Raw genomic sequence first — 14,177 nt, 5'->3', positions numbered from 1 at the left:
ACAGCAACGCTAATGCAAATGCAGAATCATTAGCTGGAAGATAGGTGAGCGAGGGCTCTACCGTGGCTACATGATCTCTCCTGCCGTGCTCGCGGCCCTGTCCGGACTCGGGCTCGGGCTCTCCCTCATCGTGGCGATCGGCGCCCAGAACGCCTTCGTCCTACGGCAGGGGCTGCGCGGCGAGTACGTCCTGCCCGTGGTGGCGGTGTGCACACTGTCCGACGTCGTCCTCATCGCGGCCGGTGTGGCCGGTGCCGGTGTCGCGCTCACCGGCGCCCCGTGGGCGGTGACCGGGGTCCGGCTCGCCGGGGGCGTGTTCCTGCTCGGTTACGGCGCGCTCGCCGCCCGCCGGGCGTGGAGACCGGCCGGCGACGCGGCCCTCCAACCCGCCGAGCGACCCGCCGGCCCGTCCCCCTCCGTGGGCCTGGCCACGGTCCTCGGCACCACGCTGGCGCTGACCTGGCTCAACCCGCACGTCTATCTGGACACCGTCGTCCTGCTCGGTTCGATCGCCGGCAGCCACGGCGCGCAACGTTGGTGGTTCGCGGTGGGAGCGGCCGTGGCCAGCACCCTGTGGTTCGGGGCGCTCGGTTGGGGTGCGGCGCTGCTGCGTCCGCTCTTCGCCCGCCCCCGGGCCTGGCGGGTGCTCGACAGCCTGATCGCCGTCGTCATGGCCGTCCTGGGGGTGTCGATGCTGGTCGGCGCCTAACCCGCACGGCTGCCGCCCGTGGTTGTCGTGTCGGCCGCGGCGAACGGGTGGGCCACCACGATGCTGATGGTGAGCCGTATCCCGCGCCCGTTGCGCCGCTCGGCGGCGCCCCGGTCAACTCGCTGTCCGACGACCGGCCGCGTCGGGTGCCGCCGGACCGTCGCGTCGAGGCGAGCCCCGTCGAACGGAAGCTCTCACGCCTGCGCGGCGGGCATCGGGTGAGGCGTGGCCGGTGACCCAGGTGCGAGCATCCCCGCCGCGTCGTCCGTGGCCGACCGCGGTAGCCGCCGGTCCAGCGGGAGCGCGCCGGCGATCACCATCGCGAGCAGCAGTCGGAGGTTCTCCAGAAGGTCGCCGGCCGGGCCTGGCAGGGAGCCGAGTGACGTGACCGGGAAGATCATCACTCCGAGCGCGACCAGCGGCCAGGCCAGGCGAACGATCGTGCTGCCGCGTACCGGTAGGACGGCTGCCAGTACGAGCCAGATCTGGTGATGGGTCCATGAGACGGGGGAGATCACCACGCTCGCCGCGCCGACCACGACGACGGCGGACAGCCAGTCGCCGGACCGCCCGGCTACCGCCCCGCGCCACAGCGCGAGGGCGCCGACGACCACCGAGGCGGCCGCCGTCAGCGCGAACCTGGTCTCATCGTCGAGACCGAACCGCAGCAGGGCGCCGTTGACCGACTGGTTCCCGCCCGTCGCGATGTGGCCCAGCCGGCTGACCCGCCAGACTTCGGTGCCCCAGAACCGGGCCGAGTCGTCGGGCAGGATCGCCCACGCCAAGGCGGCCGCGGCCGCGAAGGTGATCGACGCGGTGACCGCCGCCCGGCGCCTGCCGGCCAGCCAGAGCAGCGGGATGAAGATCAACGGTGTCAGTTTCACCGCCGCGGCCAGCCCGGTCAGTACGCCACGCCACCGGCTCGGCCGCGGTCCGATCATGTCGATCAGAACGAGGACCGCGAGGACGATACTGACCTGCCCGAACCGCAGGTTGCTGGACACCGGTGAGGACGCGAACAGGGCCGCGGCAAGACCCGCGGGTAACCATCGCCGCCAGGCTCGCGGCATCGCCGGGCGCGCGACGCGGGCGACGAGGGCGGCGATACCGAAGCCGACAGCGACGCTCGCCACCGTCCAGGCGATCCCCGCCTGCCATTCCGGAAGGCCTGCCAGCGGCAGGAGGATCAGGCCGGCGAACGGGGGATAGGTGAACGGCGCATCGTTGCTCGTCATGAAGTCGTACAGACTCTGTCCGTCCAGCAGGCCGGACACGGCGCCCCGGTAGACATACAGATCGGCCAGGCGATCCGGGGGCTGGCGGAACAGGGCCGCGAGGACCATCGCCGCCGCGAGGGCGGTCGCCGGCAGCCAGGCGAGAACGAGGCCGGGCCGACTGTGGCGGTGCACGTCGACGCTCACGCCACTGTCGTCCACTTTGCCCCGTTTCTCGTGGAGTCAGGCGAAATATATCGACAGGCATGATACTCACGGCGGTGTGCCACCCGGTAGTGGCCGGTCGGCCGCGAAGGTACGGCCGGCCGGCGCGCTCGGCGTCCTGCTCCCGGAATGCGCCGCCGACGCGTCGTCAGGCGGTACCGCTGCCGGATGGCGTTCCGGCGGAACGCCGGCGGTTGCGCCGCATCGCCCGGATCAGCGCGATCGTGATACCGGCCTTGATCGCCAGTCCGGTGCCGAGGATCGCGGCCAGGATCGGGGTACCGACGGCCCGGCGCGGCGCCTGGGCCGCCGCCGTACCCGCTGTCGTGGGTGGCGGCAGCGGGCGGCCCTGGCACCCGGCCGGATCGGCGACCGGGTGCCCGTCGGGGACGACCTGGAAGTAGAACCTGCTCTGCTGCGGGTCGCCGTCGTCCGACACCGTCGAGTACGACACCGCGTACACCCCGGGCCGCTGCAGCTGCGCGACGGAGAAGCAGAGGGTCGTCCGGTCCACCAGCAACGGCTCTCCGGTGGCGACCGGCTTGTCGTCGGGGCCGGACACGCTGACCCGGTGTGGTCCCACGCCGCGGAGCGGGGCGAACGTCAGGCCCATGACCCGTACGCCGGGAGCGACCTTGTCGCCGGGGCCGGGGGAGGCGCTGACCAGCGCGCTGTGCGCGGACGCTGGCGCCGGTACGGCCACCAGTACCGCGATCAGCGGCAGGAGGATCAGAAGTCGGCGCATGCCAGTCGGTTGTCCATCGCGTCCATGGGGTGTACGACGACCGCGCGGGCGCCGTCGCCGACCTTGCGGTCGTTGCGGACCGTGGCCGTGGCGGCACCCGTCGCGTCGGCGGTGAGGCCCAGGTGTATCTCGTTGGGTGGCGTCGCCGGGCCGGCCGGGTCGAACCTGAAGTGCGGGCCGCCGTTGTCGCGCGCACAGGACTGGGCGTGCAGGTGGGCCATGTACGCCTGGCCGGGCCTGAGCCCGGTCATCGTGATCGTGACCGTCGTCCCCTGGTCGTTCTGGGCCAGCCAAGCGGTGCCGGCGGCCGCGTCGGTGCCCGGTGGTCGGGTGTCGAGCAGTGTGAAGGTGGACTTCTTGGCGCCGTCGATCCGGTCCGCCGGTGTGGCCGACGGGTCGCTCATCGGCATCCCGGACGGCATCGTCATCCCGGACGGCATCGCCGCCCCTGGCGCCGTGGCCGGGGAAGCGCCGTCGGTAGGCCCGTGTGCCGCGGTGCCGGCCGGGTCACCGCCGCATCCACCGGCCAGTGCCGCCACCGCCAGCAGTCCGGCGACGGAGGCGGCGACGCCCACTCGGCCGGATCCCGGCCCTCCGGTGTGACGTACTCGGACCCGGCGCATGGCACGCTCCCGCATCGACCCTCCACAAGACAGACATGTTCGAATCAGGTAGTCGCCACCCGAGGCGCGCCGGTTCCGGCCGGTGGCGGTCGCCCGGCGTGCCGTACATCACGGTTCGCGGCCGCCAGGGTTCGGTGCCGACCGGCGAGCTGACGTCGTGGTGCGGGTGCACGATTCGGTGGCCGAGGCGGGTGGTCGTGCCGATGTCACGCTCCGTGATGCCGTGGCCGGGTCAAATGGTACAGACCAGCCGTACCGGGCTGCCTGCGACGGATCTTGACGAGGGCGGGAACCGCCGACCGCCGATCGGCCTGCCGGCATCACGCCGAGGCCGGCGCGTCGGCGGGGGCGGTCGCGACCTCGGCCGGCCGGGCGTCGCCGAGCCTGCTGAGCGCCCACAACAGCCCGGCCTCGACCATGGCGCTCGAGTGCCCGAACAGCTCGTGGGCGGGACTGACTCGGCTCTGGAGCACGTCCCAGCTGCCGACGACGGTCAGCAGCGTGGCCAGCGCGATCGCGACGGGGGCGTACGCGCGGGCGATCGACGGGCGGAACGCGACGAACAGGAACCCGATCGCGACCGCGCTGTCGAAGCAGCCCAGCTCCCGTGTCGTGTGCACGTCGTAGCCGGCTCCGAGGATCGACGGTACGGCGAGCCCGAGCTGCATCGCGGCCAGGTATGCGAGGAGCACCTGGACCAGTCTGCGCAGCGCCGACCGTCGGGGGCTCGCGACTCCGCCGGTGTGCGTCGCGGTTCCGGTGGCGAGTGGCCTGACCGCCGGCGGGGAGGCGCGGCGGGCGCGGTCGGCGGCGACGGCGGACACGATCGTTTCGGTGAGATCGGGTACCCGGGCCGGTTGGATGCGCACCAGCCGGGTCACCTGCTCGGCTCGGGCCAGCCAGTCCCGGCATGCGGCACAGCCGTGCAGGTGGGCCTGTAGCTCCTCGACGGCCACGCCGATGGGCTCCCCGTCGAGGCGGGCGGACAACGATGTCCGTGCATGATCACAGCTGAGCGGAGCGGAGTTCATGGTCGGATAGTCGTACCGGTGGGTGGAAGAGTTCCCTGGCCGGGGCGCGAGGGCCCGGTACTATGCTCATATAAGAATTTCTGCATGTAACCGCTCCGGATAGCGGGGGCGCGCGTGACGGTGCGCCCGAGGGCGGGGCGACCCGGACGATCCGGGCGGTACAGACCAGCGACCGCGGGAGGGGGTGGATTCCATGGGTGCCGGGCACGGACACCACGGACACCACCACGGCGCTGTCACCGCCACGGGTCGGCACCGCTCGGTTCTGGCCGGCGTACTGGTGATCTCCGCCGTCATCTTCGTGCTGGAGGTGGTGGGCGCGGTCGTGTCCGGCAGCCTGGCGCTGCTGGCCGACGCCGGCCACGTCCTCGCCGACGCGGGCGGCGTCGCGCTGGCCCTGGGTGCCGCGCTCCTGGCGGCCCGCCCGGCCACCGGCCGCCGCACCTTCGGCTGGGCCCGGGTGGAGATCCTCGCCGCCGCGGTCAACGGGCTCGTCCTCGCCGGTATGGGTGTCTACGTGCTGATCGAAGGCGCGGGGCGGCTGTTCCGGCCGGCCGAGGTCCAGCCGGGCGGCATGGCGTTGTTCGCCATGATCGGTCTGATCGGCAACGTGGCCGGTGTCGCGCTGCTGTACCGGGTCCGCGACGCCAGTCTCAACATGCGCGGCGCGTTCCTGGAGGTCGCCACCGACGCCGCCACCTCCGTCGGCGTCCTCGTCGCCGCCGCGGTCATCGCGGACACCGGCTTCACCCGTGCGGACGCCATCGTGTCGATCGTCATCGGGCTCGTCATCGTGCCCCGTGCCCTGCGACTGCTGCACAGTGCCGCCAACGTCCTGCTCGAGGCCGTCCCGGCGGAGATCGATCTCGGCGAGATCCGTGCGCACGTTCTCGCGCTCGACCACGTCCACGGCATGCACGATCTGCACGTCTACACGATCACCTCGGGACTGCCGATCCTCACCGCGCACGTCGTGGTCGACGACAGTTGCTTCCTCGACGGGCACGCCCCGCAACTGCTCGACGCGCTCCAGAACTGCATCGCCGGGCACTTCGACGTCGAGCACTCCACCTTCCAGCTCGAACCCGCCAGCCACGCCGGCCACGAACATCCCGGTCACGTGTGAAGGGGTCGACGTCCGGCCATCCGGTGACCGGTGACGGCCGGTGCGGGGTCAACGGGTGAGCCGGACGGGCTCGGTGCCGCGGTGCGGCGGGCCCGCCGGAGGGCGGCGGCGAGCCGGCGGCGTTCGGCCGTGCGTACCAGCGCGGCCTGCTCGGCGCGGATCAGGTCGGACATGAGGATGGGGTGCACGGTGACCTCCCGGTGTCGGAATCGGCGTGACACGAGGAGCGTCGTGGGTGGGGCTGTCCGGGCTCTGTCCGATCGCTGAGCCCACCGCCGCACCCGGCGGACGGTGGACGGCCAGCGGGCCGCCAGTGCCGGCGGACGACCGCCGGGTGTTGACATGCAGCCGCCCGGCTGCGTAACTTTAGGCAGCCGGGCGGCTGCATATTTGGACGGATGGCAACGGATGGACGAGGTGTTCAAAGCGCTGGCCGATGCGAGCCGGCGTGAACTGCTCGACAGGCTGAACAGCCGTAACGGCCAGAGTCTGCGAGAGTTGTCCGCCGGGCTGGGCATGGCACGGCAGTCGGTCAGCAAGCATCTGGCCGCGCTGGAAGCGGCCAACCTCGTGACCACGGTCTGGCGCGGTCGGGAGAAGCTGCACTACCTCAACGCGGAGCCCATCAACGCCATCGCCGACCGATGGATCAGCCGGTACCACCGCGAACGCGTCCGGGCGCTCGCGGACCTCAAGGCGGCACTGGAGGCCCCACGGATGAGTGACACCGCTTTCGTCTACACGACGTACATCCACACCACGCCGGAGCGGCTCTGGCAGGCGTTGACCGACCCGGCCTTCACCAGCCGGTACTGGGGAGTGACCTTCGACACGGACTGGGCCGAGGGGTCGACCATGACCTGGCAGGAGGGTGGGGTCGCCACGGCCGACCCGGACCAGGTCGTCCTCGAGGCCGAGCCGTACCGGCGACTCGCGTACACGTGGCACACCTTCACCCGGGAGTTCGCCGACGCCCACGGTTTCGACGCGGAGTTCCTGCGCGCCGCGTCGACGGAGCGCCGGTCGAAGGTGACCTTCGACATCGAACCGCACGGTCCGCTGGTCAAGCTGACGGTCATCCACGACGACTTCGACCCGGGCAGCATCGTGCGGGAGATGGTCGGCCAGGGCTGGCCGGCGTTGGTGTCGAGCCTGAAGACGTTGCTGGAGACCGGCGAGCCCCTGCCGGACGGCGCGGAGGCGACCCGCGACGAGGTGTCGAGCCGGTAGGCGGCCGCGCCGGCTCAGTCCCCGTCACCGGGTGGCGCGGGGCGGTCGGTGAGGCGGAGGACGGCGGTGACGATCGCGCCGTGGTCGTCACCGCCGGCGCCGGCGATCGTGAGGTCGTCGCAGAGCCGCCGGCAGATCCACAGCCCGTGGCCGCCGTTGTCCGGCCGGGCCGGCGGCGTGCCGCCGGCGTTCGGGTCGGCGATGCCCGGGCCATGGTCGCTGACCTGGCAGTACAGCGTGGACGCGGTGCGCCACAGCCGCAGCCGCCCGGCGCCGCCGCCGTGCCGGATCGCGTTGGTGGCCAGCTCGCTGGCCACGATGAGCAGATGCTCGGCCGTCTCCTCGGTCAGCCCGAGCCGGACGGCGTGCGCGGCCAGGGTGGCCCGCAGCGCGTACAGCCCGTCGGCGTCGAAGGGCTGATCCACCCCGACCACCGCTGGCGCCTCGACCAGTGGCCGGTGCTCCTGGTCGCTGACCGGAACGTCAGGGCTGGTCATGCTCACGCGCCCGTCGTACCCGGAGGCGCGGTGCGCCAACCGCGCCGACCAGGTCCAGCATCGTGCCCACCAGCCGCCGGCAGGTCACGGTCATCCGCCGGGACGCCGGTAGCGCCACGGCGGTCGACACGATCACCGCGGCGCAGGCCGCGTCGATGAAGTCCAGCCCGGTCAGGTTGAGGTGCATGTGCCGGTCCAGCCGGCGGGACTCGGCGAGGGCCTGCTCGAGGATGTCGCGGTGGCGGTAGTCCAGCTCCCCGGCGATGCGGACGCCGGGCGGGCTGTACTGGCGGCAGACCCGCAGCAGCGGATGCTCGTGGTAGACCGGTGCGGCGACGGTCGTGGGGTGGGTCCTGGCGGCGAAGGCGAGGGTGACCGCGTCGAAGCGGTCCCGGTCGTACTGGCAGATCAGGCACAGCCGCCCGTCGGCGAACAGGTCGGCCACCTTCGTCTCGAACCCGACCAGGTCATCGGCCGTCGCCGTGGGCCGGGTGGCCCAGCCCATGTCGGCGGTCACCCGCAGCCCGGGGAAGCCCTCCCGGCCGGCCCGCTCCAACTCTCCGGCCAGTGCCTGGACCATGCCCGCCGCGCCGGCCCGGCTGGCCAGCAGGGACTGCCCGGCCGCCGCGACCCGTAGCTGCCCCCGCCGCAGTGCCGAGCCGGGACGCACCGACCGGGCCGCGAGCTCGTCGACGAGCGCCTCCGGTTCGATCGAGTCGGTCCAGCACACGACCTTCTGCCCGGTGCGCAACCCGTCGCGTACGAACCCGGCGAGCAGGTCCAGTCGCTCCTCCGTGTCGGAGAAGGTCAGGCACGCGTGGTCGCCCGCGCCCACCTCGTCCAGTACCGTCGTGTCCGCCATCACCGGGCCACCTGTTCGTGTTCGAAGGTCAGCCCACGGTAGAGCACGCGCCACGCGCCGCCGGTACGGCCGCCCACCGGCGCGTCCGGCCGGCGCCCCCGCCGGTGGTCAGCGAGCCAGCCGGACGTACCCTCGGCGGCCGATCGCCTCGATGTCCCAGCGGGTGCCGAACGCCTTGATCCCGGCCACCTTCACCCGGCCGACGGCCTCGGGCAGGTCGGGGTCGATGGTGAGCCGGCCGGCGTGCGGCTCCAGCCCGAGCATCGCGCGCTTGATCAGCAGGGGTGTGCAGGCCGCCCAGGCCTGCGGGTTGCAGGCGGTCGGGTACTCGACCGGGAAGCCGGTCTCGCCGCGCGGGTACCCGGCGAACGCCTCGGGCAGCCGGTGCTCGGAGAACGACGCCGCGTCGGTGAGCCCCATGGACAGGCGGTTGGCCTCGTCGCGGTAGCCGTAGCGGGCCATCCCGGCGACGATGAGCGAGTTGTCGTGCGGCCAGACCGTGCCGCGGTGGTAGCCGATCGGGTTGTACGGGATGTCGGTCGTGGCCAGGGTGCGCACACCCCAGCCGGAGAACAGCTGGTCGGACATGAGCTGCCCGACGATCGTGCCGGCGCGGTCGTCGGGGACGATGCCCGACCACAGCAGGTGGCCCATGTCGGAGGTCATGGAGTCGATGGGGCGTTTGTCGCCGTCGAGGCCGAGGGCGTAGTAGCCGCCCCGGGCGTCGATCCAGAAGTCGGTGTTGAACCGCGCTTTCAGCCGGGCGGCTTCGTCGCGCAGCCGGGCGGCGAGCGCGGGATCCCGCAACGGCCCGTCGGCGAGGTCGGCGACGCGCATCTTAGCGTCGTAGACGTAGCCCTGGATCTCGCAGGTGGCGATCGGCAGCGGCGGCATGCCGCCGTCGGAGTACAGCACCCCGTCCCACGAGTCGCGCCAGCACTGGTTGCCCAGGCCTTCCGGGGAGCGGGTCTGGTACTCGACGTACCCGTCGCCGTCCCGGTCGCCGTACTGGTCGATCCAGTTCAGCGCCGCCATGACGTTGTCGCGGAATGTCCGGACCAGGTCGTCGTCGTCGGTCCAGCGCCAGTACTCCGACAGCAGGATCAGCCACAGCGGGGTGGCGTCGGCGGTGCCGTAGTACGGGTTGTGCGGGCGCAGCCCCAACTGGGTCAGCTCGCCGGTGCGGACCTCGTGCAGGATCTTGCCCGGCTCCTCGTCGCGGAAGTCGTTGCACTCGGTGCCCTGGTACGCGGCGAGCGCGATCAGGGCGCCCTCGGCCAGCGCCGGACCCATGCACAGGGTCTGGTAGGCGGTGATGAGGGTGTCGCGGCCGAACAGGGTGAGGAACCAGGGCAGCCCGGCGGCGGGCAGCATGACGTCCTCGGTGCCGACCCGCATCATGATGCGTAGTGCCGCCAGGTCGCAGACGGTCCGGTTGAGGCTCTGCTCGAACTCGTGGGAGTCGCTTTCGAAGCGGGCCAGACTGGTGCGCCACTCGATCACCGGATCGAGGGACATGTGCGCCACGTGATCCGGCCGGCGCTGCGGCGGGGCGATCTCGGTGTCGGCGGTCGGCAGCGGCAGTTGCAGGTCGCACTGCCACCGGTCGCCCACCGACAGCTCCAGGTCCCACACCAGGGCGTTGCCGTCGATGACCGTGGCCGGCGGTGCCGCCCGCACCTCGGTACTGGCCTCGAATCCGTCGTTGCGGTAGACCAGTGAGAGCCGCGAACCGTCCGGCGCGTGATCCCGGCTGATCTTGTCCGACCGGTCCTGTACCCGATGCTTGATCTCGAACAGGTCGGCGAAGTCGCTGCCGGCCGTCAGCCGCACCCGCAACCGCAGTGTGCGGTCGGCGTAGTTGGTCACCTCGATCCGCTCGCCGATGCCGCGCCCGACCACCCGCCGGCGGCGCACCCCGATCGCGTTGGCCGGTAGGTCCGGCAGATCCGGGTTGGTCAGGTAGAACGTCGCCTGGAAGTGCTCACCGAGGCCGGAGCGCAGTTCCAGCAGTCGGGCGCCGTTGACGGTGAGCACCCACTCGTCGAGGTAGCGGGTGTCGGCGTGCACCAGCCCACCCACCGAGCCCTTCGGTACGTCTCCCACCGCGTCGGAGTACATGAACGTCCGGCCATCGAGCACCGCCAGCGCGCCGCAGCCCAGCTCCGGTGGCAGCGCGCGCAGTTCGGACTCCAGCAGGTTCGTCTCGTCGGCCGCACCGGGGTACGGGTTCGCAGGGGTCGCCCGACGCTTCTCCGCTGTCTGGGTGGTCATGGCCTAACCCTTTCCGTCTCACACCTACGGGAACGGTGACAGAGGAAGTCGTGACCCGTCCTCACCCGCGACGGGTGGTCTGTGGCACCGGGTGCCGGCGCGGCGTACCGCGGGTGCCCCGGGCGAGGGGCTCAGACAACGGGGACGGGTGAGCGGCGTAGCCGGCTGATCACCGGGCCCGGCGTCGGTCACCGCGTTACGGCCTCGGTGGACGGATGGCGGATCCCGGTGGAGGGGGCGTGACGCGAGCGTGGAGCGGATACCGCCGTCATGTTCAGTTCACCGCAATTCGGCGATTTCCAATACGTGAATCGGCGTATGTTCCGTCGTTTCTCCCCTCTCTCGCCTGGTGTGAGAGGGGCGCGTCCATCGTCTGGTGGGGCGTCGATCGGAACGGATGGCTACCCGGTCGCCTGGCGGTGCGAACCGGTTGCCCCTGCGGCACCGGAGTGCGGCATCGGGGTGCGACAGGGGTTGCGCCGCCGGGCACGCTCCATAGAGTGCATGACATGACGAGCCGCCCAGGCAGCCGGGCGGCTCGGGCGGTGCGGACACCGGGTGCCGGAACGGGGACGGATCGACCGATGGACAACCGGAATCTCTGGGCGGTGAGCGACCTGCACGTCGCTTACCCGGAGAACCGCCGGTTCGTGGCGGAGTTCGAGCCCGCGTCGCCGGGTGACTGGCTGATCGTCGCCGGTGACGTCGGCGAGCGGATGGCCGACGTCGAATGGGCCCTGATGCTGCTGCGTCAGCGGTTCGCCCGGGTGATCTGGGCACCGGGCAACCATGAACTGTGGACGTTGCCGGACGATCCGGTGCAGTTGCGCGGCGACCAGCGATACCGCCACCTGGTGCGGATGTGCCGGCGCATCGGCGTGGACACCCCGGAGGACCCCTACCCGGTCTGGGACGGCCCGGCCGGTCCGGTCATCGTGGCGCCGCTGTTCCTGCTGTACGACTACTCGTTCCGCGCGCCGGGCACGACCACCACGGAGCAGTCCCTGCGCCGGGCGTACGAGACGGGCGTGGTCTGTACCGACGAGACGCTGCTGCATCCGGACCCCTACCCGGGCCGGGAGGAGTGGTGCCGGATACGGGTGGCGCAGACCGAGCGGCGGCTCGCCGCTGTCGACCCGGACGTGCCCACCGTCCTGGTCAACCACTATCCGCTGGTCCGGGAACCGACCAGGATCCTGCGCTACCCCGAGTTCGCCCAGTGGTGCGGCACCACGCTCACCGCCGACTGGCACCTGCGTTTCCGCGCCGCCGTGGTGGTCTACGGCCACCTGCACATCCCGCGGACCACCTGGCACGACGGCGTGCGCTTCGAGGAGGTGTCGCTGGGGTACCCGCGGGAGTGGCGCCGGCGCGGCGATACTCCCCGGCCGGCGCGCGCCGTCCTGACCCCCGAGCCGTGTCGGTGATAGCGGCGCTGCTGCCGGAGCCGGTGGCTTCGGCCGAGGCGTTCGACGACTCCGCGCCGTGCGAGCTGTTCCCGGACGAGGAGCGGGCGATCGCCAAGGCGGTGGAGAAGCGGCGCCGGGAGTTCACCACCGTGCGCGGTTGCGCCCGGCGGGCGTTGGCCGCTCTGGGGTACCCGCCCGTGCCCATCGTGCCCGGGCCGCGTGGCGGCCCGGTCTGGCCGGAGGGCGTGGTCGGCAGCATGACGCACTGCGCCGGGTACCGGGCGGCGGTCGTCGCCCACGCCTGGGACATCGCGACGCTGGGAGTGGACGCGGAGCCGAACGAGCCGCTGCCGTCGGGGGTCCTGGACGTGGTGGCGCTCGACGAGGAGCGGCGGTGGGTCGCCGCGTACCTGCGTGACCATCCGGCGGTGCGGTGGGACCGGCTGTTGTTCTCCGTGAAGGAGGCCGTGTACAAAGCCTGGTTCCCGCTGACCCGCCGCTGGCTCGATTTCGACCAGGCCGCCGTCACGGTCGACCCGCGACACGGTGCCTTCCACGCCAGACTGCTGGTCGACGGGCCGGTACTGGCCGACGACAGCCGACTGGACCGGTTCACCGGCCGCTGGGCGGCGGGGCGGGACCTGCTGGTGACAGCCATCGCCGTGCCGGCGGCGCCCGGAGTCGTGGAGGCGGGTGCGGCGGTGGACGCCGTGCCCGGGGACCGGCCGCCGGCGGGTGGGCGACACCGGAGCGGTCGACCGGTCCTGGAGACCTGACACGCACCCGTGGCGCCTGCTCGCGTCGGGCGTGCGGGACGCGGAAAGAACCCCTCGGATTTTCCCGGGGTCGGAGGATAGCTCGCCGCGGTCGGGGTACTGCGCCTCCGCCGGTCTAGTACCGACGGCGTAGCCCGACCGGTACCGCCGGCGTAGGTCACGCCACGCATGTCGCACAAGGCGAAACCCCAGCAGTTCCACGGTCAGTACTCCGACTCTGAGATCCGAGGGGGAATTGTGCGTAAAGTGATCCGAAGTGCATCGTCGCCGCAGCCGGAACTCCCTGTTCACCGCCGCGACGGCCGTCGGGCGCGGCTGGCGGGGGCGGCGGCGCTTCCGGTGATGGTGGTCGCGCTGGCCGCGACGGCCCTGGGTGCTACCAGCGCCGCGGCGGCCAGCCGTCCGCTGGCCGGGGCGACTCCGACGCCGAGCGAGACCACCGCAACGGCCACCGTGACGGCGGTGCCGAAGGGTGCGATCAGTGCCGGCGGCGGTGCGATGGCCGACCGTCCGCTGACCGGGGCGACTCCGACGCCGAGCGAGACCACCACGACGGCCACCGTGACGGCGGTGCCGAAGGGCGTAGCGACGACACCGACCGGTGCGGTCAGCGCCGGTGGTGGCGGCACCGCCGGGTCCGGCGACCCGACCGTTCTGCTGTCGATGGCCACCGCGGGCCTGCTCACCGTGGGTGGCGTCGTCGTGGCGCGCCGCCGTCGGGCGTTGAATGAGTAGTCACCTGCCGCGGCAGGTCCGCAGCGTGGCGCTCGGCACGGTCGTCATCCTGGCCGCGCTGCTGGCCATTGGTTCACTCGCGTTCGAGGCTGTCTCGCTGACCGGTTGGTCGGCGGGGCAGCCCGCTCCCGCGCCGTGGCAGCCCGCTGAGGTGGCGTTGCCCCGGTCCGTACCGGTGCGCGTGTCCATTCCCGCCATCGGCGCGACCTCGTCGTTGCTGCCGCTCGGGCTCAACCCTGACCGGACCATCCAGGTTCCTCCGGTGGAGGACCCGATGCAGGCCGGCTGGTACTCCCTGGGGCCGACCCCGGGGGAGGCGGGCGCGGCCGTGATCGTCGGGCACGTGGACGGCTACAACGACCCGGGAATCTTCTACCGGCTGTCCAAGCTCAGGCGTGGAGACCAGGTGCTCATCACCCGCCGGGACGGCAGCACCGCCCGGTTCGTGGTCTACCGGACCGAGCAGGTGGACAAGGGTGAATTCCCCACCGGTCGGGTCTATGCCGCCACCACCCGCCCGGAGCTGCGCCTGATCACCTGCGGTGGCAGCTTCGACTCGGCGTCGGGCAACTACAACGACAACATCATCGTCTATGCGGCCCTCGCCGCGCCGGGGTGAGCGCGGGCCACCGGCCGACCACGCCGCTTCACCGCGCTGGTCGACCGCGCCGGTCGAGCGACACCCGACGGGCCGAAGCCCGGCCTGGCCGCGCCGGGCCGG

The 14,177-nt window shown here is 72.1% G+C and carries 15 protein-coding genes; 7 read left to right on the top strand and 8 right to left on the bottom strand.

The window, feature by feature from the left end; translation table 11 throughout:
- Nucleotides 1-70 precede the first annotated feature (70 nt).
- A complete protein-coding gene (locus tag ACNTMW_RS01870) occupies nucleotides 71-709 on the top strand; it encodes a LysE/ArgO family amino acid transporter (RefSeq protein WP_426631530.1) in 639 nt (212 codons plus the stop codon).
- A 194-nt stretch (nucleotides 710-903) separates the two neighbouring features.
- On the opposite strand, the gene ACNTMW_RS01865 is transcribed toward ACNTMW_RS01870, so the two are convergent.
- The 4 genes from ACNTMW_RS01865 to ACNTMW_RS01850 all read right to left on the bottom strand — a co-directional run bounded on the left by ACNTMW_RS01865 (nucleotide 904) and on the right by ACNTMW_RS01850 (nucleotide 4,547).
- Nucleotides 904-2,130 carry a glycosyltransferase 87 family protein gene (locus ACNTMW_RS01865; protein WP_426631528.1) on the bottom strand — a complete coding sequence of 409 codons (1,227 nt, stop codon included), beginning with the start codon at nucleotides 2,128-2,130 and terminating at the stop codon, nucleotides 904-906.
- Between the two features lie 166 nt (nucleotides 2,131-2,296).
- Entirely contained in the window at nucleotides 2,297-2,893 is a 597-nt protein-coding gene (locus ACNTMW_RS01860; protein ID WP_426631527.1) for a copper resistance CopC family protein, read from the bottom strand.
- Nucleotides 2,878-3,468, bottom strand: coding sequence for a hypothetical protein (locus tag ACNTMW_RS01855; protein WP_426631526.1), 591 nt, complete (start codon nucleotides 3,466-3,468; stop codon nucleotides 2,878-2,880). Before ACNTMW_RS01855 ends, ACNTMW_RS01860 begins: the two co-directional genes overlap by 16 nt.
- Nucleotides 3,469-3,836: 368 nt before the next feature.
- The gene (locus tag ACNTMW_RS01850) at nucleotides 3,837-4,547 is read right to left on the bottom strand and encodes a zf-HC2 domain-containing protein (RefSeq protein ID WP_426631525.1); all 711 of its coding nucleotides are present in this window, start codon (nucleotides 4,545-4,547) and stop codon (nucleotides 3,837-3,839) included.
- A gap of 193 nt (nucleotides 4,548-4,740) precedes the next feature.
- Here ACNTMW_RS01850 and ACNTMW_RS01845 point away from each other — a divergent pair, with 193 nt between their 5' ends.
- Nucleotides 4,741-5,673, top strand: a complete 933-nt coding sequence (locus ACNTMW_RS01845; RefSeq protein ID WP_426631524.1) for a cation diffusion facilitator family transporter — start codon at nucleotides 4,741-4,743, stop codon at nucleotides 5,671-5,673.
- Here ACNTMW_RS01845 and ACNTMW_RS01840 read toward each other — a convergent pair.
- The gene (locus ACNTMW_RS01840; RefSeq protein ID WP_426631523.1) at nucleotides 5,664-5,861 is read right to left on the bottom strand and encodes a hypothetical protein; all 198 of its coding nucleotides are present in this window, start codon (nucleotides 5,859-5,861) and stop codon (nucleotides 5,664-5,666) included. The genes ACNTMW_RS01845 and ACNTMW_RS01840 overlap by 10 nt on opposite strands.
- A 220-nt stretch (nucleotides 5,862-6,081) precedes the next feature.
- Here ACNTMW_RS01840 and ACNTMW_RS01835 point away from each other — a divergent pair, with 220 nt between their 5' ends.
- A complete protein-coding gene (locus tag ACNTMW_RS01835) occupies nucleotides 6,082-6,903 on the top strand; it encodes an ArsR/SmtB family transcription factor (protein WP_426631522.1) in 822 nt (273 codons plus the stop codon).
- Between the two features lie 14 nt (nucleotides 6,904-6,917).
- On the opposite strand, the gene ACNTMW_RS01830 is transcribed toward ACNTMW_RS01835, so the two are convergent.
- The 3 genes from ACNTMW_RS01830 to ACNTMW_RS01820 all read right to left on the bottom strand — a co-directional run bounded on the left by ACNTMW_RS01830 (nucleotide 6,918) and on the right by ACNTMW_RS01820 (nucleotide 10,536).
- On the bottom strand, nucleotides 6,918-7,400 hold the full coding sequence (locus ACNTMW_RS01830; protein WP_426631727.1) for an ATP-binding protein: 483 nt from the start codon (nucleotides 7,398-7,400) through the stop codon (nucleotides 6,918-6,920).
- Entirely contained in the window at nucleotides 7,387-8,262 is an 876-nt protein-coding gene (locus ACNTMW_RS01825) for an MEDS domain-containing protein (RefSeq protein WP_426631521.1), read from the bottom strand. Before ACNTMW_RS01825 ends, ACNTMW_RS01830 begins: the two co-directional genes overlap by 14 nt.
- A 108-nt stretch (nucleotides 8,263-8,370) precedes the next feature.
- Nucleotides 8,371-10,536: an amylo-alpha-1,6-glucosidase gene (locus tag ACNTMW_RS01820; RefSeq protein ID WP_426631520.1), complete on the bottom strand. Its 2,166-nt coding sequence runs from the start codon at nucleotides 10,534-10,536 to the stop codon at nucleotides 8,371-8,373.
- A 584-nt stretch (nucleotides 10,537-11,120) separates the two neighbouring features.
- Between ACNTMW_RS01820 and ACNTMW_RS01815 the strand changes: the two genes are divergently transcribed.
- From ACNTMW_RS01815 to ACNTMW_RS01800, 4 genes are all read left to right on the top strand, one after another.
- On the top strand, nucleotides 11,121-11,963 hold the full coding sequence (locus ACNTMW_RS01815) for a metallophosphoesterase family protein (protein WP_426631519.1): 843 nt from the start codon (nucleotides 11,121-11,123) through the stop codon (nucleotides 11,961-11,963).
- A complete protein-coding gene (locus ACNTMW_RS01810; RefSeq protein WP_426631518.1) occupies nucleotides 11,954-12,721 on the top strand; it encodes a 4'-phosphopantetheinyl transferase family protein in 768 nt (255 codons plus the stop codon). The genes ACNTMW_RS01815 and ACNTMW_RS01810 overlap by 10 nt, the downstream gene beginning before the upstream one ends.
- A gap of 246 nt (nucleotides 12,722-12,967) precedes the next feature.
- A complete protein-coding gene (locus tag ACNTMW_RS01805) occupies nucleotides 12,968-13,456 on the top strand; it encodes a hypothetical protein (RefSeq protein ID WP_426631517.1) in 489 nt (162 codons plus the stop codon).
- Nucleotides 13,449-14,075 carry a class F sortase gene (locus tag ACNTMW_RS01800; protein ID WP_426631516.1) on the top strand — a complete coding sequence of 209 codons (627 nt, stop codon included), beginning with the start codon at nucleotides 13,449-13,451 and terminating at the stop codon, nucleotides 14,073-14,075. Before ACNTMW_RS01805 ends, ACNTMW_RS01800 begins: the two co-directional genes overlap by 8 nt.
- Nucleotides 14,076-14,177 lie beyond the last annotated feature (102 nt).

It is taken from the genome of Planosporangium spinosum (genome assembly GCF_049999945.1).
Classification (GTDB): domain Bacteria; phylum Actinomycetota; class Actinomycetes; order Mycobacteriales; family Micromonosporaceae; genus Planosporangium; species Planosporangium spinosum.
The sequence above is the reverse complement of the archived record's forward strand: the minus strand, read 5'-3'. Positions and strand labels throughout refer to the sequence as shown.

Coding starts and splice junctions, on each gene's coding strand:
- ACNTMW_RS01870 (WP_426631530.1), top strand. CDS start 71: ATGATCTCTCCTGCCGTGCTCGCGGCCCTGTCCGGACTCGGGCTCGGG.
- ACNTMW_RS01860 (WP_426631527.1), bottom strand. CDS start 2,893: ATGCGCCGACTTCTGATCCTCCTGCCGCTGATCGCGGTACTGGTGGCC.
- ACNTMW_RS01850 (WP_426631525.1), bottom strand. CDS start 4,547: ATGAACTCCGCTCCGCTCAGCTGTGATCATGCACGGACATCGTTGTCC.
- ACNTMW_RS01845 (WP_426631524.1), top strand. CDS start 4,741: ATGGGTGCCGGGCACGGACACCACGGACACCACCACGGCGCTGTCACC.
- ACNTMW_RS01835 (WP_426631522.1), top strand. CDS start 6,082: ATGGACGAGGTGTTCAAAGCGCTGGCCGATGCGAGCCGGCGTGAACTG.
- ACNTMW_RS01830 (WP_426631727.1), bottom strand. CDS start 7,400: ATGACCAGCCCTGACGTTCCGGTCAGCGACCAGGAGCACCGGCCACTG.
- ACNTMW_RS01825 (WP_426631521.1), bottom strand. CDS start 8,262: ATGGCGGACACGACGGTACTGGACGAGGTGGGCGCGGGCGACCACGCG.
- ACNTMW_RS01820 (WP_426631520.1), bottom strand. CDS start 10,536: ATGACCACCCAGACAGCGGAGAAGCGTCGGGCGACCCCTGCGAACCCG.
- ACNTMW_RS01815 (WP_426631519.1), top strand. CDS start 11,121: ATGGACAACCGGAATCTCTGGGCGGTGAGCGACCTGCACGTCGCTTAC.
- ACNTMW_RS01800 (WP_426631516.1), top strand. CDS start 13,449: ATGAGTAGTCACCTGCCGCGGCAGGTCCGCAGCGTGGCGCTCGGCACG.